The organism is Peteryoungia desertarenae, assembly GCF_005860795.2.
Lineage (GTDB): Bacteria > Pseudomonadota > Alphaproteobacteria > Rhizobiales > Rhizobiaceae > Allorhizobium > Allorhizobium desertarenae.
In genome coordinates, this window is record NZ_CP058350.1 from 2,516,276 (window position 1) to 2,534,959 (window position 18,684).

Annotated in this window: 17 protein-coding genes and 1 tRNA gene; 9 read left to right on the forward strand and 9 right to left on the reverse strand. The window is 58.6% G+C overall.

Annotation, left to right across the window (positions count from 1 at the left end; translation table 11 throughout):
* Positions 1-182: 182 nt before the first annotated feature.
* The 3 genes from gpt to FE840_RS12270 form a co-directional block, all read right to left on the reverse strand.
* Positions 183-680, reverse strand: a complete 498-nt coding sequence (gene gpt, locus FE840_RS12260; RefSeq protein ID WP_138288990.1) for a xanthine phosphoribosyltransferase — start codon at positions 678-680, stop codon at positions 183-185.
* Positions 681-891: 211 nt separating this feature from the next.
* The gene (locus tag FE840_RS12265) at positions 892-1,734 is read right to left on the reverse strand and encodes a universal stress protein (protein WP_138288989.1); all 843 of its coding nucleotides are present in this window, start codon (positions 1,732-1,734) and stop codon (positions 892-894) included.
* Positions 1,735-1,860: 126 nt separating this feature from the next.
* Complete coding sequence (locus FE840_RS12270) at positions 1,861-2,649, reverse strand: competence/damage-inducible protein A (protein ID WP_138288988.1); 789 nt, start codon at positions 2,647-2,649, stop codon at positions 1,861-1,863.
* 244 nt (positions 2,650-2,893) lie between these two features.
* Between FE840_RS12270 and wrbA the strand changes: the two genes are divergently transcribed.
* The 3 genes from wrbA (at position 2,894) to FE840_RS12285 (ending at position 4,062) form a co-directional block, all read left to right on the forward strand.
* On the forward strand, positions 2,894-3,493 hold the full coding sequence (wrbA, locus tag FE840_RS12275; RefSeq protein WP_138288987.1) for an NAD(P)H:quinone oxidoreductase type IV: 600 nt from the start codon (positions 2,894-2,896) through the stop codon (positions 3,491-3,493).
* Between the two features lie 145 nt (positions 3,494-3,638).
* A complete protein-coding gene (locus tag FE840_RS12280) occupies positions 3,639-3,896 on the forward strand; it encodes a PilZ domain-containing protein (RefSeq protein WP_138288986.1) in 258 nt (85 codons plus the stop codon).
* An 80-nt stretch (positions 3,897-3,976) separates the two neighbouring features.
* Positions 3,977-4,062: transfer RNA gene (locus FE840_RS12285), tRNA-Leu, on the forward strand.
* 103 nt (positions 4,063-4,165) lie between these two features.
* On the opposite strand, the gene FE840_RS12290 is transcribed toward FE840_RS12285, so the two are convergent.
* Positions 4,166-4,558, reverse strand: coding sequence for a hypothetical protein (locus tag FE840_RS12290; protein WP_138288985.1), 393 nt, complete (start codon positions 4,556-4,558; stop codon positions 4,166-4,168).
* A 247-nt stretch (positions 4,559-4,805) separates the two neighbouring features.
* Here FE840_RS12290 and FE840_RS12295 point away from each other — a divergent pair, with 247 nt between their 5' ends.
* The 3 genes from FE840_RS12295 to FE840_RS12305 all read left to right on the forward strand — a co-directional run bounded on the left by FE840_RS12295 (position 4,806) and on the right by FE840_RS12305 (position 7,611).
* Positions 4,806-5,840, forward strand: coding sequence for an ABC transporter substrate-binding protein (locus FE840_RS12295; RefSeq protein WP_138288984.1), 1,035 nt, complete (start codon positions 4,806-4,808; stop codon positions 5,838-5,840).
* Between the two features lie 173 nt (positions 5,841-6,013).
* A complete protein-coding gene (locus tag FE840_RS12300; protein WP_171033792.1) occupies positions 6,014-6,802 on the forward strand; it encodes an ABC transporter ATP-binding protein in 789 nt (262 codons plus the stop codon).
* Entirely contained in the window at positions 6,799-7,611 is an 813-nt protein-coding gene (locus FE840_RS12305) for an ABC transporter permease (protein WP_138288983.1), read from the forward strand. The genes FE840_RS12300 and FE840_RS12305 overlap by 4 nt, the downstream gene beginning before the upstream one ends.
* Before the next feature lie 81 nt (positions 7,612-7,692).
* Here the strand turns inward: FE840_RS12305 and FE840_RS12310 are convergent, their stop codons facing one another.
* Positions 7,693-8,286, reverse strand: coding sequence for a hypothetical protein (locus tag FE840_RS12310; RefSeq protein WP_246318911.1), 594 nt, complete (start codon positions 8,284-8,286; stop codon positions 7,693-7,695).
* 93 nt (positions 8,287-8,379) lie between these two features.
* Positions 8,380-9,834, reverse strand: coding sequence for a TrkH family potassium uptake protein (locus FE840_RS12315; RefSeq protein WP_138288981.1), 1,455 nt, complete (start codon positions 9,832-9,834; stop codon positions 8,380-8,382).
* Between the two features lie 91 nt (positions 9,835-9,925).
* Here FE840_RS12315 and ilvA point away from each other — a divergent pair, with 91 nt between their 5' ends.
* A complete protein-coding gene (gene ilvA / locus FE840_RS12320; RefSeq protein ID WP_138288980.1) occupies positions 9,926-11,185 on the forward strand; it encodes a threonine ammonia-lyase in 1,260 nt (419 codons plus the stop codon).
* Here ilvA and FE840_RS12325 read toward each other — a convergent pair.
* Positions 11,178-12,176 (reverse strand): alpha/beta hydrolase, encoded by a 999-nt coding sequence (locus FE840_RS12325; protein ID WP_425502129.1) that lies wholly within the window; start codon positions 12,174-12,176, stop codon positions 11,178-11,180. The genes ilvA and FE840_RS12325 overlap by 8 nt on opposite strands.
* Positions 12,177-12,306: 130 nt before the next feature.
* On the opposite strand from FE840_RS12325, the gene FE840_RS12330 reads away from it, so the two are divergent.
* Together FE840_RS12330 and amt are read left to right on the forward strand one after the other, a co-directional pair.
* Positions 12,307-12,633 (forward strand): HlyU family transcriptional regulator, encoded by a 327-nt coding sequence (locus tag FE840_RS12330; RefSeq protein WP_138288978.1) that lies wholly within the window; start codon positions 12,307-12,309, stop codon positions 12,631-12,633.
* Positions 12,634-12,784: 151 nt separating this feature from the next.
* On the forward strand, positions 12,785-15,985 hold the full coding sequence (gene amt, locus FE840_RS12335) for an ammonium transporter (protein ID WP_246318764.1): 3,201 nt from the start codon (positions 12,785-12,787) through the stop codon (positions 15,983-15,985).
* Positions 15,986-16,057: 72 nt separating this feature from the next.
* On the opposite strand, the gene FE840_RS12340 is transcribed toward amt, so the two are convergent.
* Positions 16,058-18,046, reverse strand: coding sequence for a bifunctional 2',3'-cyclic-nucleotide 2'-phosphodiesterase/3'-nucleotidase (locus FE840_RS12340; RefSeq protein ID WP_138288977.1), 1,989 nt, complete (start codon positions 18,044-18,046; stop codon positions 16,058-16,060).
* 142 nt (positions 18,047-18,188) lie between these two features.
* Positions 18,189-18,533 carry a PilZ domain-containing protein gene (locus tag FE840_RS12345; protein WP_246318765.1) on the reverse strand — a complete coding sequence of 115 codons (345 nt, stop codon included), beginning with the start codon at positions 18,531-18,533 and terminating at the stop codon, positions 18,189-18,191.
* Positions 18,534-18,684 lie beyond the last annotated feature (151 nt).

Here is an 18,684-nt window from a genome sequence, read left to right on the forward strand (position 1 = left end):
TTCCATCTCGTCGGGTTGTAGATGTGTCCGATGGAACTCTTACGAATGAATGGACGGATTGTTCCCGACAAAAATCATGCAGCCATTGTGCAGAGGGGAGCGGTGGCTGTCGGTCATTCCAACCGAAAACGCCCGCCGGGCTGGTGCTTCGGCGGGCGCTGGCATGTCGCATGTAGGAAGGATCAGCCCTTGGTGCCCTTGGCGATCGGTTCCTGATAGGTGAAGCCCATGTCCCAGGGGAAATAGATCCAGGTGTCCTGGCTGACCTCGGTCACGAAGGTATCGATGGTCGGAACGCCCTTCGGCTTGGCATAGACACAGGCAAAATGCGCCTTGGGCAGCATGTCGCGAACTTCCTTGGCCGTCTTGCCGGTATCGGTGAGGTCATCGACAACCAGAACGCCAGCGCCGCCATCTGTCGTCAGGTCCGCGGAAATGCCCTTCAGGAGGTTCATTTCGCCCTGGTTCACATAATCATGATAGGAGGCAATGCAGACCGTTTCGATGAGGCGGATATTGAGCTCGCGTGAGATGATCGCCGCCGGCACAAGGCCACCACGGGTAATGCAGACGATGGCGCGGAATTCTTCGCCAAGGCCGGCGAGCCGCCAGGCGAGCGCCCGGGCATCACGGTGAAACTGATCCCAGGATACGGGAAAGGCTTTTTCGGGTAGCGACATCGATTTCGGCTCCACGCGCATGGGTTTCGACAGCGTCTGTCAATGACGCATGACCGGAGCGGCCCGACGAGCCTGCCGGTTGCCGGCAAGGCCAAAACGCGTTTCGCGCGGACTTTGCCGCGCGAAGCTTGTTTCCTGAGTGCCCAGGTCCTTGATCGCTGCTATTAGCGGCAAGCAGGCCCCCATGGCAAGGGGCTCCCGGGCTGATGGTTCAACGGGACATCAGGGTCAGTGCCGTCATCGAATGCAGAAGCGTCTTTGTCACGCCACCAAACAGCATTTCCCACCAGCGCGGACTGCCATAGGCACCCATGACCAAGAGGTCGACCGACTGGTCGGCCAGCCGGTTCTCGATCATGGTTTCGGGGCGCAGCGAACTCGAGCTATCGGAATGGATTGTCACGTTGACACCATGGCGCGACAGCGTTGCAGCGATCTCGGCACCTGCAATACTGCCGGATTGGGTCGCGGTATCCGGCGCATCGATGCTCAGCACCTCAACCGCATCGGCCGCGATCAGGAAGGGCAGGGCGTCGAAGGTGGCGCGGGCCGCTTCACGTGAGCCATTCCAGGCGATCATCACCCGTTTGATCGGTTTGACCTCTTTGTAGATATAAGGCACGAGCAGCACGGGACGACCGCTCTCAAACAGGAAGCTCTCAAGGTCTGAACCGCTGCCGGACAGCATCTCACCTTCGGCCTGCGGCGCAATAACGAGATCTGCCGCGCGGGCGCTGTCAATCAGCGCGGAGGTGTTGAAGCCTGCCGAGCTCATGAAGCTGCGCCATTCATAGGAAATACCTTCCCGGTCTCCCTTGCTGCGAAACAGCTTCTCACAGCTCTCCGTTTCCGCATGCGCCATGTCCTGCAGTGCCTGAATGCTGGCGGGATCGGGGATTTCCATAGGCGCCACGATCGGCACCATGGCCAGCGGCTCCGTATGCGCACCGATGACATGCGACTTGAACTGCTGAGACAGGGCAAAGGCAAAATCGGCAATCCGCTCGGCGTTTTTCGGCGTGTCCAAAATGGCAAGAAGTGTCTTGTATTCCATGGTCGTCTCCTCAGGCGGATTAAAAATTGTTCCGCTCTGAGGAAAGACTAGGCCCATTGCGAAGTTCCACATTGACCTTGGTCAATTCAGACGACGCTTTTGGCACATGGGGGCGGATTGCCGCGATCAGGCAAGCTCACCGGTGCCCTGATCCCGCATTACAACTCTTTCCTTCTCGGCGGCAAGCTCTGCGACCATGGCCTCCACGGCTTCGGCGGCAAGGCTGACGGCTTGGAGATCGCGCGAGCGGACCAGAAGTTCGGTGGAGAAGCGCGTTCCGTCGAAATGCGGATAGGAGCCGATCGAGGTCTCCGGATGCGCCTTCTGGATGGCGGCCAGCATTGTGCCGATGTCGCCTTCACCAAAGGGGCAGGTGATCGAGCGGGTGATGACCTGGGCGCCGGTCGGCAGAAGTCCGACCACATGGCTGATCATGGCCTGGAAGACTTGCGGGACGCCGGCCATGACATGGACATTACCGATGATGAAGCCGGGCGCGGTTGAAACCGGGTTCGGGATGTGGCGGCTGCCTTCCGGCATGCGTGCCATCCGCTGGCGAGCCTCGGTAAACTCGATTCCCCGCCGGGCATACATGGCCGCGAGAAGCTCCATGGCTTCCGGATCATGAATGCAGGCAACGCCAAACGCCTTCGCCACCGCATCGGCGGTGATGTCGTCATGGGTTGGGCCGATGCCGCCGGAGGTGAAGACATAGTCATAGCGGCTGCGCAGAGCATTGAGGGCCTCAACGATGGCGTCTTCCTCATCGGCAACGATCCGCACTTCCTTGAGATCGATGCCGGCCACCGTCATCAGATCCGCCAGATAACCGATATTCTTGTCCTTGGTGCGTCCGGACAAAAGTTCATCGCCGATGGCGAGCATGGCGGCTGTCTTAATCGAGGACGTATTCATGAGGGTTTTCCTGGAATGGCTTGCATGGGTGAGAGACCGGAGGGATCTTATCGGCAAGATACATCGCGAGCGGTAATGAGCGGCAATGGATTTGTCAAAAAACGATGACCCTCAGTTAAAATAAATGATGCCGATCGATGAACACTGCGTTCGTGCCGGCCCGTCTTTTCGCCACGCCGGATTGGGCTACATCTGCAGCATCACTGAAACGGCGGCCAGTCCGCATCACCAAGGAGACTACGAGATGGCGAAGGTATTGGTTCTCTATTATTCGTCCTACGGTCACATCGAAACCATGGCCTATGCCGTGGCCGAAGGCGCAAAGTCTGCCGGAGCAGATGTCACGGTCAAGCGCGTTCCCGAACTCGTTCCGGAAGAAGTGGCCAAGTCCTCGCATTTCAAGCTCGACCAGAAGGCTGAAATTGCAACGGTTGACGAACTGGCCAATTACGATGCCATCATCGTCGGCGCTGGCACGCGTTTCGGCACTGTCGCGTCCCAGATGCGCAACTTCTGGGATCAGACCGGCGGTCTCTGGTTCAACGGCAAGCTGGTCGGCAAGGTCGGTTCGATGTTCACCTCGTCTGCCACCCAGCATGGCGGCCAGGAAACGACGATCATGGGCTTTGTCCCGACTTTCCTCCATCATGGCATGGTCTATGCCGGCCTTCCCTATGCCTTCCAGGGTCAGATGGGCGTGGAAGCAGTCAAGGGCAATTCGCCCTATGGTGCCTCGACCATCACCGACGGCGACGGTTCGCGCCAGCCCTCCGAGATCGAACTCGAAGGCGCAAGGTTCCAGGGCGCCCATGTGGCAAAACTCGCTGCCAAATTGGCCGGATAACGGTCAAGTCCGCATTGCCGGATCCTGTAGAAGAGCGGCCAGTGGCCGCTCTTTTGCATGAGTAGCAGCCCATTTTAACGAAACTGGCAAGGCTTCATAAGGGACGGCAGCGTTAAAATTGCTTTCGACGAAAGGAGGTGCAGGCATGGATGAACACAGAGTGAAACCGCGGCTTCGCGCCCTGAAGGCCGGGCGGCTGATCTTGCCGGGCGGCTATTCGACCTTCGACTGCATGATCCGCAATCTGTCCGAAGGGGGAGCCAAGATCACGCTGGAATCGACTGTTCCGATTCCGGAACATTTCGATCTGAAGTTTGAAGACGGAACGACCCATTCCTGCCGCGTCTGCTGGCGCAATCCGAAGGAGCTCGGGGTCGAGTTCGTGGATGCGGTCGTCGGGTGAGATTGCCAGCCTCTGGCGAACGTCAACCCCGATCTAAAGCCTTGACGACCCCCGCGAACTGTCCCAAACAGGGCGCGCACGCGGACGTGGCGAAACTGGTAGACGCAAGGGACTTAAAATCCCTCGGCCTTAGGCTTTACGGGTTCGACCCCCGTCGTCCGCACCAAGAAGGCATGGGATATGCTCCGTCCATCGTTGTTCCAGCGCACAGGTTGTTTTTTGCGCGCAGGGAATCGAATCGTGACCCGTCTAAGCATTCTGGAGGCTTTCTAGTCGCAGAGAACGCCTTGATCTGCTATGGTGAAGGGTGTCTGGTTCTGGCTGTTGTTCAATGTCTCAAAACCGTCGATGCCGTACTCGACATTGGTTACAGTCTCCAGAAGCCCGAATGTCTTGCTGGAGGTGCATTGGAAGATCCCGTTTCCGACGCCGACGCAATTGACGTCAATCGCCCTTTGGTTGAAAACCGCAAACATGGTGCCGGTCATTCTGGCTGTGTTGATTATGTCTCCGGCATTCGACGGCCCGACTTCAACCGTTACAGTCGCCTGGTTGGGGCTTCCTTCCACGACATTGCATTCTTGATGAACAATTTCAGCGGCAAGTGCGGCTGCTGGCAAGAAAGCTGTAGTCAGCAGAATTGCGAATATGAGCTTTGGCATAATGACATTCTCCTTCGTTCTGGTTGCATTATATATAAATACAACTAAGAGATAACCTGGGAAGGTCAATGTGCTTATTCGCTGTTGTTGACGGCGGTGCAACGTGACCTGCATTTTCAAGCTTACAGCAACTGTTGCATAAAAAACGTTCAGACCAGAATGTGACCAAAGTCTGTGCATTTTCCACTTTGCGCCGATTTCAAAACCTGCTTTTATGCCCCCATCAAAAAACAGGGGAGCTTAATCCATGATCACAAGACGGACTTTCTCAGGCGCCATGCTGGCTTTGGGCCTGATGGCCGGTTCGATGCTTTCGGCTGTGCCGGCCCATGCCGAGACGGCCATCAAATTCACCCTCGACTGGAAGTTCGAGGGACCTGCAGCCGGCTTCCTGCTGGCGCTGGACAAGGGGTATTTCAAGGCCGAAGGCCTTGATGTCACGATCGACAGCGGCAATGGCTCGGTCGAGGCGATCCCGCGCGTGGCCACCGGCGCCTATCAGATGGGCTTTGGCGACATCAATTCGGTCATCAAGTTCCTCGATGAGGACCCGAGCCAGAAGGTCAAGGCCGTGATGATGGTCTATGACAAGCCGGTCTTTTCGGTCGTTGGCCGCAAGTCGCTTGGCGTCACCGAAGATCCGAAGTCGCTGGAAGGCAAGAAGCTCGGCGCGCCGCCGCCGGATGGTGCCTTCGCCCAGTGGCCGGCCTTCAAGCAGGTCGCCGGGATCGACGACAGCAACATCACCATCGAATCGATCGGTTTTCCGGTCCGCGAGCCGATGCTGGCCAAGGGTGATGTCGACGCTGTCTTTGGTTTTGCCTTCTCGGTCATCCTCAACCTGAAGGCGCAAGGTATCCCGGCTGACGATATCGCGACCATTCTGATGGCGGATAACGGGCTGAACCTTTATGGCAACAGCGTTCTGGTCAACACCGACTTTGCCGCCGAGAATCCTGAAGCCGTGAAGGGCTTCCTGCGGGCGCTGGCCAAGGGCTTTGCCGATGCTGTCGCCAATCCGGAAGAGGGCGTGGCCGCCGTCCTGAAGCGCAACGAAACGCTCAATCCCGATATCGAGAAGGAACGTCTTGAAATGGCAAACGCCATGAACATCAAGACGCCTTACGTTGTCGAGAATGGCATGGGCAGCGTCGACATGGAGCGCCTCGGTGCCTCGATCGAAACGCTGAAGGTTTCCATGGGCCTCAAGGGCAACGTGGCTGCCGACCGCGTCTTTGACGCATCCTATCTCCCGCCGAAGGAAGAGCGTATGCTGCCTTAAGGCAGATTCCCCTCCCCAACCCCTCCCCACAAGGGGGAGGGGCTTCACCGGCTGTGATCTCATCAGGTGAATGAACTTGGCAGGCGGTGCTGCGCCTGGTCTCCCCCTGTGGGGGAGATGGCCGGCAGGCCAGAGGGGGTTTCGATATCCTCTCGAAGACGGACGGAGAAAGCATGTCCCATCTCGTTTCCATTGAAAATGTCGACATGCGCTATGGTGGCGCCGAAGGGACGCTTGCCGTCTCGGGTCTCACCATGCATGTCGACAAGGGTGAATTTGCCGCCGTTGTCGGGCCGTCCGGTTGCGGCAAGTCGACCCTGATGAAGCTGGTGACCGGCCTGCATATTCCGCAGGAAGGCGTTGTGATAGTTGCTGGCCAGCAGGTGACCAAGCCCGTGTCGATCGTCGGCATGGCTTTCCAGAACCCAACCATGCTGCCCTGGCGCACGACACTGGAAAACATCCTTTTGCCGCTGGAAATCGTCGAGAAACATCGGCATCGCCTGCGGGCCAACAAGAAGGAATATGTCGAGAAGGCCGAGAGCCTTCTGGAAATCGTCGGGCTGAAAGGTGTCGGCTCGAAATTCCCCTGGCAACTCTCAGGCGGCATGCAACAGCGGGCCAATCTCTGTCGCGCACTCATTCACGAGCCGGAACTGCTGATGCTCGACGAGCCATTCGGTGCACTCGACGCCTTCACCCGTGAGGAATTGTGGTGCGTCATTCGCGATCTGCATGCCGCACAGGGCGTGACCATCGTGCTTGTGACCCACGATCTGCGCGAGGCGGTCTTCCTGGCCGACCGGATTTTCGTCATGAGCGCGCGTCCGGGCCGGATCGTCAAGGAACATACCGTGCCCTTCGAGCGCCCGCGCGATCTTGAATTGATGTATGAAAACGCCTTCAACGACATGGTTCATGTCCTGCATGGTGAAATTGCCAAGGCGAGGGTAGCGGCATGACCATGACACTCGAAAAACCGGCAGCACCGGCAAAACCCCTGATGCAGCGGATCAACTGGGTCAAGGCGGCCCCCTGGCTCTATACGCTCGGGCTGTTCGTGATCTGGGAATTGACGGTCATCATCCTCGATATGCCGCCGACCATCCTGCCTGCGCCGACCCGAGTGTTTGAGGCGATCGTGCAATACTGGTCGCCGATCTGGAAGAATTCCCTCCAGACGCTTTACACAACGACGCTCGGCTTTGCGATCGCTGTTGTCGCGGGCCTGGCAATTGGCCTTTTCATCGGCTGGTCCAAAACCATCTATGCCGGCCTCTATCCGCTGATGATCGGTTTCAATGCGATCCCCAAGGTGGCGCTGGTACCGATCCTGGTGATCTGGTTCGGCATCGGCACGGTCCCGGCCGTGCTCACCGCCTTTCTCATCTCCTTTTTCCCGATTGTCGTGAACGTCGCCACGGGCCTCGCCACGATCGAGCCGGAAACGGAGGATGTGTTGCGCGCGCTCGGGGCGAAAAAGCTCGACATCATGCTGAAGGTCGGCATCCCGCGCTCGATGCCCTATTTCTTCGGCTCGCTGAAGATAGCCATCACGCTCGCCTTTGTCGGTTCTGTCGTGTCCGAGACGGTCGCCTCGAATTACGGCCTCGGCAACATGATGAGTTCGGCCCAGAGCCAGTTCAACGTGCCCCTGGTCTTTGCCGGCCTTTTGGCGCTCGCCGTCGAGGGCATCGCCATGTATGCGCTGATGGCCTGGATCGAAAAGCGCATGACGGGCTGGGCGCACCGCTCGACCATGGCGCAATAGGGTTTCGGATAAGGCACGGGGACGAAGGCCGTCGCAGGGGATGCGACGGCCTCCTCCACTGAGCGGCGGCCTTGTTGGAGATTAGCCAGCGATGGTGAAACTCTGCTCGAACCGGGTCGCGCGTTCGCTGACGATATCATTGACCGTATAGCGCAAGATGTAATTGCCGGGGGCGGCACCATCCACCTCAAGTGTCAGATGGGTGTAGATCTCGGTGATTTCGGAGATGCCGGTATAGGCGAAGGTGCCGAAGTCCTTTTTCAGCGCAAGTGTGCGACCGCTGCTATCGGTGAGTTCGAGATCGACGCTGAAATTCGCCTGCTTGCGCCCGTCCTCCAGTGTTTTCCAGCGCAGGCCGATCACCTCCAGATAGGTGATGATGGCTTCGCCCGGCTTGAAGATGGAATCGCTCCTGGCGGTAAAGGCGCCGTAGCCGACAGGCTTTTCGGTGACGAAGGAAATGCGCGGAACGGTCAGCGGCAGGCTTGCCGAAAACTGCGCCAATGCCCTGTGCATTCCGTCAAAGGCGCCTCGCGGATCATTCTGCACGGCTTTGCGCTCCGCCTCGATCGCAGCATCAAGCAGCGGACCCGAAAGTGCCTGACCGGGCAACAGAAGGAGCGAAGTGGCAATGGCAAACCGCACCAGTCTCGACCCCAAAGGGCGGTAATTCATCACTGATTCTCTCCCGCTTGGCCTGGCCAAGTGTGCCGAGCGCAACCTGTTCCCGTCAAGCGGGAAGGGGTGTCGGCAGGATTGGAAAAGCGATCAGGACCGCCAGAACAGCGGTACGAACAGCACCATCATCGTCAGCACTTCGAGACGACCGAGCAACATCATGAAGGACAGGAGGTTGAGTTCCAGATCCCCCATCGTGGAGAAATTGCCAGAGGGGCCAATAAGCGGTCCGACACCCGGGCCGACATTCGACAGGGCGGTAATGACGGCCGATGTCGAGGTGGCGAAGTCATAACCGAGCATGGCCATGGCCATGGTGCCGACAACCCAGATGAAGATATAGACACTGAAGAATAGGAAGACGGCGCGCTGCGTCTCGGCGTCCACCGTCTGTTTGCCGTACCGGACGGAATAGATGGCATTGGGGTAGATCAGCTTCTTCAGGCCGGTACCAATGATGTTGAACAGGATGACAAAGCGATAGGCCTTGATACCGCCCGCCGTCGAACCGGAACAGCCGCCCATGAAGGTGGCGAAGAAAGCTGCGGCGACGGCAAAATTGCCCCAGAGCAGATAATCCTGGCTGGCATAACCGGTGGTCGACAGGATGGAGGCGAAATTGAAGAACGAATGGGTGATGGCATCACCGATCTCTGCGCCGTTGCGCAGATGGTTGTAGATGGCCGCAGCAAGCGCAAAGGCGCTGAGATAGCCGACGAACACGAAAATCTGTGGATCACGCAGGGCATCGAAGCGTCCGCGCACCACAAAAACGATCAGGATCGAGAAGGGCAGGCTGCAGAGCGTCATGAAAAAGGTGGCGATCCACAACGTCGATGCGTTCTGGAAATAGCCGAACGAGGCATCATGGGTTGAAAATCCGCCGGTGGCGACTGTGGTCAGCGCATGGTTGATCGCATCGAAATGGTTCATTCCGGAGAAATCATAGGCGACAACGCAGGCCAGCGTGATGCCGACATAAATCGCGATGAAGGCGCGGGTAAAGGTGGCGATGCGGGCAAAGGGCTTGTCGCTGGTATCGGAGGATTCCATCTTGAAGAAGGACATGCCGCCAACCCTGAGGAAGGGCAGGACGAAGAGGCCGAGCGCCACGATCCCGATACCGCCGAGCCATTGCAGCAGCGAGCGCCAGATCAGGATGCCCGGCGCCATGTCGTCGAGCCCGACCATCACGGTCGAGCCTGTGGTTGTCACGGCGGATACACCCTCGAAAAGCGCCTGTGAAAAGGTCAGATCGGCAGCGCTGAAGTAAAGCGGAATGGCGGCAGTCAGCGAAAAGACCGCCCAGAGCACGTTGACCAGCAGAAAGCCGACACGACGATTGAAGTTCGGGGGAGGCCCCCGCGTCGCCATGGCCGCCATCAGCGAAACGCCGCCGACCATCGCGGCGGATGTGGCAAACACCGCCCAGTCCTGGTGACCATAATAGAGATCAACCATGGCCGGGATCAGCATGGCGGTTGCAAGATAAAGGCCGCACAGCGCGGCGATGTAGACAACGGATCGAAGGAGGCTAGCGTTCAACGGTTTCGGGTCCGGTTTCGGTGCCGCGCAAAGATTCTTTGTCTGAGCAACGTGACTATGCCATAGCGGGAGGCAGATCAAAATTCAACGGATGGACATTGTGATACCCAAGGAAGTCGAGTCTGCGCTCGAGGCCATGCGGAGTCTTTTTGCCGAAACGCCCTTGCAGCTCAACGATCACCTGAGCGCCCGTTACGGTGCGGAGATCTATCTGAAGCGCGAGGATCTGACGCCGGTGCGCTCCTACAAGATCCGGGGTGCTTTCAATTTCTTGCGCAAGATCGTGGCCGGTGCCGGCAAGGGCAAGACCTTCGTCTGCGCGTCTGCTGGAAATCATGCCCAGGGATTTGCCTATGTCTGCCGCCATTTCGGTGTGCCGGGGGTCGTTTTCATGCCGGTGACGACGCCGCAGCAGAAGATCGACAAGACCCGCACCTTTGGCGGCGAGTTCATTACCATCCGCCTCGTCGGCGATATCTTCGACCAGTGCTACGCCGCAGCACGCGAGCATGTCGATGCCATTGGTGGCTATATGGTGCCGCCGTTTGATCATGAGGACATTATCGAAGGGCAGGCCACGGTGGCCGCCGAGATGGTGGCTCAGCTTCCGGAGGGGGCAAGTCCCGATCTCATCATCATGCCGGTCGGCGGTGGCGGGCTTTCTTCGGGCATGACCGGTTATCTCAACGATCGGCTGCCGAAAGAGGTCATGGTCTTTGCCGAGCCGGCCGGTGCTCCGAGCCTGAAGCGCAGTCTGGAGGCGGGAGCAATCGTGACGCTTCCCAAGGTCGACAATTTTGTCGATGGTGCAGCCGTTGCCCGCATCGGTGAGGCGAATTTTGAGGCCTTGAAGCGTTTCTCGCCCGATCAGGTGATCGTTGTTCCGGAAAACGCGATCTGCGTGACCATGACCGAGATGCTGAATATCGAGGGCGTGGTGCTGGAACCGGCTGGGGCCCTGTCGCTTGCCGCACTCGACATGCTGCCGAAAGAGAAGGTCGAAGGGCGGCGGATCGTCTGCGTCGTCAGCGGCGGCAATTTCGACTTCGAGCGCCTGCCGGATGTCAAGGAACGCGCCATGCGCTATTCGGGGCTGAAGAAATACTTCATCCTGCGCCTGCCGCAAAGGCCGGGTGCGCTGCGCGATTTCCTCAATCTTCTGGGGCCGGATGATGATATCGCCCGGTTTGAGTATCTGAAGAAATCGGCGCGAAATTTCGGCTCCATCCTGATCGGGATCGAGACGCGCGAGCGCGCCAATTTCGCGACACTGCTGGAACGCTTCGACGGTGCGGGCCTCGGCTATGAGGACATCACGGAAAACGAGATCCTGTCCAACCTCATCATCTGATTGGTTGAATGCCATTTCCGGCAAGCCAGTCCAGAATCGTCTGGCGAACGGCCGCGGTGGTTTCCGGCGAGAAGGCATCACCGGCAATCACGTGGCTGTTGGGATCGCCGTTCGGACCCGGATCAACCAGCATGCTGGGGCCACCCCAGCGCTTTGAGACTGAGGCCGTCAGATCGGGCCTGATCACCTTGTCTTCGCTGGACTGGAGGAAAAGGGCAGGGACCGTGATGTCCTCGACGCGCGTATGTGCGGCAAGGCGCACGGCCTGCGCCATTGGAATCAGCGCTTTCACGGGGTAGCTGGTCGTCCAGTTGGCGGCAACCCGCTCGTTCAAGGGCTCAAATCCGCGATTGTCGCCAATCAGCAGGCGCGCCAGCGGCTCTGCGAATGGTCCGGTCAAAAGGAAGCTTCCCGGCGCCTGGACACCGTAATTGGGCGATATGAAGATCGTCGCAGCGACATTTTGCGCCAGCGTGGGCCGTGCCAGCGCCCATGTGACAAGGGAGCTGCCTGTCGAGGCAGAGAGCAGAATGACCTGGTCACCGATTGCCTCGCCGATTTCGATGGCCTCGATAACATCTTTCGCCCAGGCTTCAATACTTGCCTCGCCCATGGCGGTTGATGAACGGCCGTGGCCGGCAAGGCGTGTAAGATAGAGATTGACGCCAAGCGCTGCAGCCAGTTGGTCGGGCAGGGGGCGAACCTCGCCGGAGGAAGCCGAGAATCCGTGGACATAGACGAGGGAATAGGGCGTCCTCCTCGGACTGGTCCTGTCAGCCCAGATCACCTGCTTGTGCTGGTTTGGGCGGATGTCTTCAAAGGCTTTTTCTGACGTGGCAAGGCTGGTCTCGATATCCTGCGCGACGGCGCTGATCGGCTGGTTGCGGACGATATCGCGCTCAAGATCAAGACGGGGCGGCCAGCGATAGATGACGATCAGTGCAACCGCCGATGTTGCCAGACACATGAACAGGAACAATGCGGCCCTCACTTTCATCCTCCCCGACAGTCGAACACCGATCATTCAAGTTGCATGGTGCTTGCGTATCTCCCACACGGAGCTTGCCTGAAAACCGATGCAAAGTCTTCCGCTCGATCATGCCTTGTGCTAGGCAAAATTCATGGCTTCGATCTTCTCTCGCATTTTCTCGATATTCTCAGGAAGCGCCGCTTCCGTCAAAGGCGAACAGGCCCCGCTCGCAGACCCGCAGACCTATAAGGACTGCACGATCCACGCGCTGCCGCAGCGCGAGGGCAGTCAGTACCGGTTGGCTGGACGGATCGAAAAGACCATCGACGGAGAGGTTCTGGAGCGGAATTTCATCCGCGCCGATGTGTTCACGTCGTTGGATGATGCACTGGACTGCACCTTCCGGAAGGCCAGGCAGATCATCGACCAGAATGGGCCGTCCCTGTTTGGCGATGGCGAGAAATCCCGCATCGTGTGACGTTCATTCCTCACTTGTTTCGACTGATATGTTCCCGCGCACAAAAAATGTGAACGCGCGTCGTCTAAATATGGCCAAAAACTGACGACGAAACACCAAATTTTAAGTGATGTGGGCTGAGAATTTCCCGTGAAAAATCCGGGATTTATTAGTGATTCAAGAGATTCTGAGACCTTATCGCTTCGTCGTTGGCGCGATCCTTGCATTGGCCTTTTTTCCTGCTGCAGTGCTGGCGCAAGCCGAGCCCGCAACGGCGAATCAGAGCCCGGCAGACATTGCCTGGTTGATGACGGCTGCCGGCATGGTCATGATGATGCAGGTGGGCTTTCTGCTGCTTGAAGCCGGTTGGGTGCGCTCAAAGAACTCCATCAACGTAGCCCAGAAGAACCTGCTGGACTTTGTCTTTGGCGTTGTCGCCTTTGCCGCCTTCGGCTTCATGGTTGCGTTTGGAAGCTCCGGCTTCCTTCCGATCGGCGTCGACGGCAGCCTTTTCTTCCTGTGGGACGTCGACGGCTGGGAGGCAGGTTTCTTTGTCTTCCAGGTGATGTTCTGTGCAACCGCTGCGACCATCGTCTCGGGTGCTGTGGCCGAGCGCATGCGGCTTGTGGCCTATGTTTTTGGGTCGATTTTCCTGTCCGCCCTGCTTTATCCGGTCTTTGCCCATTGGGTCTGGGGCAGTTCGCTGCAACCCAATGGAGGCTCTTTCCTCGGCAATCTCGGTTTCGTCGATTTCGCCGGCTCGACTGTCGTCCATGCCACAGGGGGCTGGGTGGCGCTTGCGGCCTGCATGGTGCTCGGTGCAAGGCGCGGGCGCTTCGGGCCTGATGGGCGCCCGATCCGGATTGCCGGCCACAGTCCCGTTCTCACCTCCACCGGCGCCCTGCTTCTCTTTTTCGGCTGGATTGGCTTCAACGGCGGCTCGACGTTTGCGGCAAACGATGACGTTGCCCCGATTGTGCTCAACACGGTTCTGGCCGGCGGCATGGGAACCTGTATCGGTTATGTACATGGCTTCATCAAGGATCGTGTGGTGCTGCCGGAGAAGTCCCTGTCGGGCCTTCTCGGAGGTCTCGTCGCGGTCACGGCAGGTTGTCACATTCTCGAACCTGGTGCCGCCTTGCTGATTGGCGCTATCGGTGCCTTCGTCGCCGTTGCCGGCAATGAATGGGTTGAGGCAAAACTCAAGGTCGACGATGCCGTGGGCGCCATCGGTGTTCATGCCTTTGCCGGTGTGGCTGGTACCATCGGGCTAGCCTTTCTCGCTCCCGCGCATCTCTTGCCGGCCGGGAACCGTTTCGATCAGGCCTATATCCAGATCTTCGGTTCCGTTCTGAATTTCTACTGGGCCTTCGGCATTGGTTATCTGTTCTTCCGGTTGCTGGACCGCTTCATGGCGATCCGGGTCAACGCAGCGGATGAAGAAGTCGGGCTCAACATAGCCGAACACGGCACGCGGCTTGGTATAGGCCATGTGGAAGATGCATTGAACCAGTTGGTGTCCGGGCGAGGCAATCTGGGACACCGACTGCAGGTCGACCCTGGTGATGAGGCGGAAAACCTGTCTCGTCTGTTCAATCGGTTGATGGACAACATCCAGGCAGAGGAAGAAAGCCGACAGGAGATCCAGAAGCTTAAGCGGGACCACGAAGAGGCGGAACGGGTGGCGGCTCTTGCTGCGGCAACGACAGAAGCCATCCTCATGCATGAGGCGGGTGTCATCATCGACGGCAATGAACAGCTGGCGAAACTGGTCGAGCGCCCGCTTCAGGAACTGATCGGCAGCTCGATCTACTCAATCCTCAGCAAAGAGGATTATCACCGTGTGCTCGATCTCAATGATCCGGCTCGCGACGGCATACGAAAGTTTACCGTGATTACGTCCGGAAGCGAAAGGGTGCCGGTCGAGGCACGGGGGCGTGATATAGTCTATGGCGGGCGAACGATCCGTGTCAGTGCGCTGGTGGATCTGCGGGAGCGGTTGAAGGCGGAACAGCACATTCGCCATCTGGCGCTGCATGATCCTCTGACGGGTCTTCCCAACCGGACGCTCTTTACAGAGACCTTGGTGGCTGCACTCGAGCGCGCACTGAACGGTGGGCATAAGGTGACAGCGCTTCTGGTTGACCTCGACCATTTCAAGGATATCAACGATCTGCATGGTCATCCGGCCGGTGATACAGTGATCAAGGAGACAGCAAGACGATTGCTGGCCCATGTTGGCGCAGGCGGGATGGCTGCACGTCTCGGCGGCGACGAGTTTGCGATCCTGCTCGAGGGCGAATTGGCAGGCGATGCGCTGGACACCTTTTGCAGCGCGCTTGTGCAGGCGTTCCGGGAGCCCTTTGACACCGGACGTGGCGAGCAAGTCGTCTGCCGCGTCAGTATCGGAGCAGCCTCCTGTCCGCAGGATGCCACGACGCTGGATGAACTGATCGGACGTGCTGATGTTGCCCTCTACAATGCCAAGAAAGCTGGCCGCAACACTTGGCGGGTCTTCAGGCCGGGCATGGATGAACTGATCGAAAAGCGTCGGGCCCTGGAGGCTGACATCGAGCGCGGCTTGCCCCGTGGCGAGTTTCTCCTGTACCTCCAGCCGCGTGTTGCGGCCCCATCAGGCACGATCTCGGGTTATGAGGCGTTGTTGCGCTGGAATCACCCCGTGCGCGGCATGATCCAGCCTGGTGACTTCATTCCCGTCGCGGAAGTCTCTGGCAAGATCATCGCGCTCGGCCAGTTCGTGCTGGAAGAGGCCTGCCGACTGTTGCAAGGCCTTGAAGAAAGGCTGCATGTCAGCGTCAATGTCAGCCCGGTCCAGTTCCGCCATCCCGATTTCGTCAGGGATATTCAGGATCTTCTCCGTCGCTCGACGATAGATCCATCGCGGCTGGAACTGGAAATCACCGAAAGCGTGCTGATCGAGGATGATGATCATGCAACCGCGGTCCTCGATCAGCTGAAGACCCTGGGACTGAGAATTGCACTGGACGACTTCGGCACGGGCTACTCCTCTTTGAGCTATCTCAGCCGCTATCCTTTCGATGTAATCAAGATTGACCGCAGTTTCGTCGATGCCCTGGGGCGCGAGGATAACGCGACCGCCATTGTCCGCTCGATCATCGATCTCGGGACGGCTCTCGGTCTGCATATTGTCGCGGAGGGCGTCGAGACGCTGGATCAGGCCCGCTATCTGGCGGACGCCGGCTGCGATGAACTTCAGGGCTATCTGCTCGGTCGCCCGGCGGCACCAGAGCTGGCAATACGCCAGATCGACCGGGATGTGGCTCGGGCTTTGCGCCAGGCCGCACTCAGCCGCAACCAGGTCCCGGTACTCGATGCCGCTGCCGGTGAATAGGGCGCTTTGAGCGATCGCGCTAAGTCGGATGTCCCTCAGGAAAGGGGCAGCCGGTGCTGCCCCCGGTCCCAATCAGAGAACCAGACGGAATTTGGCGAAGCCGTCGGTACCGTCCCCGGCATCCTCGATGCGCGCCGCCTTGATGTCACCGGCATAAGCGCGACCCTTCGGGCCGGTTTCAAAGACAACCGTCGTACCCGGCATTGGCGCAAAGGACCAGTTGGAATCCGCCGAAGGATTGATCGTGCCCTGGTCGACGATATAGCGAACGATGATGTCGCGGTTCGTGTCGGGGCCGACGAAGATGACCTTTTCGCTGCCAATTTCCGGAAACTTGCCGCCACCACCGGCGCGGTAGTTGTTGGTCGCGACCACAAATCTCTGATTCGGATCAATCGGCTGACCGTTGTATTGCAGGTTCACGATGCGGCTTGATTCCGGATTGACCAGAGCGCCGTCCTTATCGAAGCGGGCAGGCCTTGAGAGATCAATCTGGTAGGTGATGCCGTCGATAACGTCGAAGTTGTAGGAGGGGAAGCCGGGATTGATCAGCGGCGCATCCTGTGCGCCCGGTTCGATCTGGTTGAAGATGCCGGCAGACATTTCCAGCCAGTTCTTCACCTGCTCGCCGGTAATGGCAACGGCCTGAATGGTGTTGGGGTAGAGATAGAGGTCGGCCACGTTGCGAATGGCGATGTCCCCGGCGGCGACGTCGGTGAAATAGTCAGGGCCGCCGCGTCCGCCCGCCTTGAACGGGGCTGCGGCAGACAGGATCGGCAGGTCCTTGTATTCGCCGTCCTTCAGCATCTCGGCTATGTACCAGCTCTGGGCGTTGGAAACGATCTGCACGGACGGGTCATCGGCCACGAGGGCGAAATAGGAATAGAGCGGCGCCGACGTCTTGCCGACCGGCGTGCGCACATATTCGAGTGTGGCCTGGTGTTCTTCCTCGACACTGGCGACCACGGCTGCATTGTCGCCGACAGTCGCGGTTACTTTCCGGTTCTCGTCGCGCAGGAAGATCGGTCGGGCTTCACAGGTGAAATCAACGATTGACCAGCTGTTCCCGTCCCTTTGCAGCAGCAGATCGATCAGGCCCATGTGCGAGCCCCAGAACCCGCCCATGACCGCCGGTTTGCCAAGCAGGGTGCCCTTGACCGGATCAACGCCCGGCACATCGTCCCAGCTCGTCGGACCTGGGAAGACAAGGTGCTGGTGCCCGGTGAACACGGCATCGATACCGTCGACGCCTGCGAGATAAAGCGCGGCATTTTCCATGCGATCCGTCAAGCCACTGCCATCAATGCCGCTATGGGCAAGGGCAACGACAATATCGGCCCCTTCCTCCTTCATAACCGGTACCCAGGCGCGGGCCGCTTCAACGATATCCCGGGTCTGGCTGTTGCCTTCCAGATGCTTGGCGTCCCAGAGCATGATCTGCGGCGGAACGAAGCCGATAAATCCGACCTTGATGGGCTGGGCATTGCCCGCACCGTCGAGGAGTGTCTTTTCGATGATCGCATAGGGCTTGAAATGCAGCTCATCCTGCCGGGGGTCAGACGCGAGCATGCCCTTGGTCAGATTGGCGCAAACGATGGGAAAGCTGGCTCCACCCAGCGTGTTGAACATGAAGTCGAGCCCGTAGTTGAACTCGTGATTGCCCACCGCGCCACAATCATAGCCAAGCACATTCATCGCCTTGATGATCGGGTGCAGGTCGCCGGCCTTCATGCCTTTCTTGTAAGCCATGTAGTCGCCCATGGGATTGCCCTGCAGCATGTCGCCATTGTCGACCAGCATCGAATTCCCCGCTTCCGCGCGGATCGCCTCGATCAGGGAGGCGGTGCGGGCAAGGCCCATCGTGTCATTCGGTTTGTCCGCGTAATAGTCATAGGGCATGACATTGACGTGGATGTCGGTGGTTTCCATCAGTCTGAGATGCGCCTGATTGGCGCTGGCGCGTGCCGCGAAGGGATGCAGCGTGATCAGGGCGGCTGAGGCCGCAATTCCGGTCAACAAGCACCGGCGGGTCATCGGAAGGTGGAGGGAGGAGGACGGCATCGACAGGCACTCCTTTGCAAATATCGGGCGAAACCAGATTAGGTTTCCGCCACAACAGTTGCACCCTAAAATGACAGGGGCATTTCATCGGGTCCGCCATCAGCCTTCCGCCGCAACAAAAAGCATGGGACAAGTTCGGGCTCTAGCGCGAAGACCGTAGCGGCTGGATGCTGGTCCGGTGGAAGTTCTTAAAATAGGCTGATACCTGGGCCGCCGTATTGCTGGAATGCTCGAATTCGATCCCCATTTTGCCGGCTCGATACCAGCGGACAGTGGCTTCCATGCAACCGAATTCGACCGATTTCAGCGTGACCCTGCTGCCCCGCTTGGCTTCGATCCACCCATGCAATTCCAGCGCCATGCCGGAGCGTGACACGTCAATGATCCGTATTTCCAGAGTGCGTCCGAGAAAGGTCAGGATACCCTTGATCCGGCAGCGAATTCTCTGGTCTTGCCGGGCGTCGTTCAGTTTGTGAGCTGCGTCCACTATATCCACCATTAAGAACTTTGTTCGAAATGCGGATAAGTTTGGTGACGCGTCTCAACGGAAGCTGAACGGAATGACTAAGATACCATCATTCCATAGGCCAGAATTAGGGGTCTGTGGCGCTGATACCGTTAACGCAGCGGTATGGATC

Coding starts and splice junctions, on each gene's coding strand:
- gpt (WP_138288990.1), bottom strand. CDS start 680: ATGTCGCTACCCGAAAAAGCCTTTCCCGTATCCTGGGATCAGTTTCAC.
- FE840_RS12265 (WP_138288989.1), bottom strand. CDS start 1,734: ATGGAATACAAGACACTTCTTGCCATTTTGGACACGCCGAAAAACGCC.
- FE840_RS12270 (WP_138288988.1), bottom strand. CDS start 2,649: ATGAATACGTCCTCGATTAAGACAGCCGCCATGCTCGCCATCGGCGAT.
- wrbA (WP_138288987.1), top strand. CDS start 2,894: ATGGCGAAGGTATTGGTTCTCTATTATTCGTCCTACGGTCACATCGAA.
- FE840_RS12280 (WP_138288986.1), top strand. CDS start 3,639: ATGGATGAACACAGAGTGAAACCGCGGCTTCGCGCCCTGAAGGCCGGG.
- FE840_RS12290 (WP_138288985.1), bottom strand. CDS start 4,558: ATGCCAAAGCTCATATTCGCAATTCTGCTGACTACAGCTTTCTTGCCA.
- FE840_RS12295 (WP_138288984.1), top strand. CDS start 4,806: ATGATCACAAGACGGACTTTCTCAGGCGCCATGCTGGCTTTGGGCCTG.
- FE840_RS12300 (WP_171033792.1), top strand. CDS start 6,014: ATGTCCCATCTCGTTTCCATTGAAAATGTCGACATGCGCTATGGTGGC.
- FE840_RS12305 (WP_138288983.1), top strand. CDS start 6,799: ATGACCATGACACTCGAAAAACCGGCAGCACCGGCAAAACCCCTGATG.
- FE840_RS12310 (WP_246318911.1), bottom strand. CDS start 8,286: ATGAATTACCGCCCTTTGGGGTCGAGACTGGTGCGGTTTGCCATTGCC.
- ilvA (WP_138288980.1), top strand. CDS start 9,926: ATGGACATTGTGATACCCAAGGAAGTCGAGTCTGCGCTCGAGGCCATG.
- FE840_RS12330 (WP_138288978.1), top strand. CDS start 12,307: ATGGCTTCGATCTTCTCTCGCATTTTCTCGATATTCTCAGGAAGCGCC.
- FE840_RS12340 (WP_138288977.1), bottom strand. CDS start 18,046: ATGCCGTCCTCCTCCCTCCACCTTCCGATGACCCGCCGGTGCTTGTTG.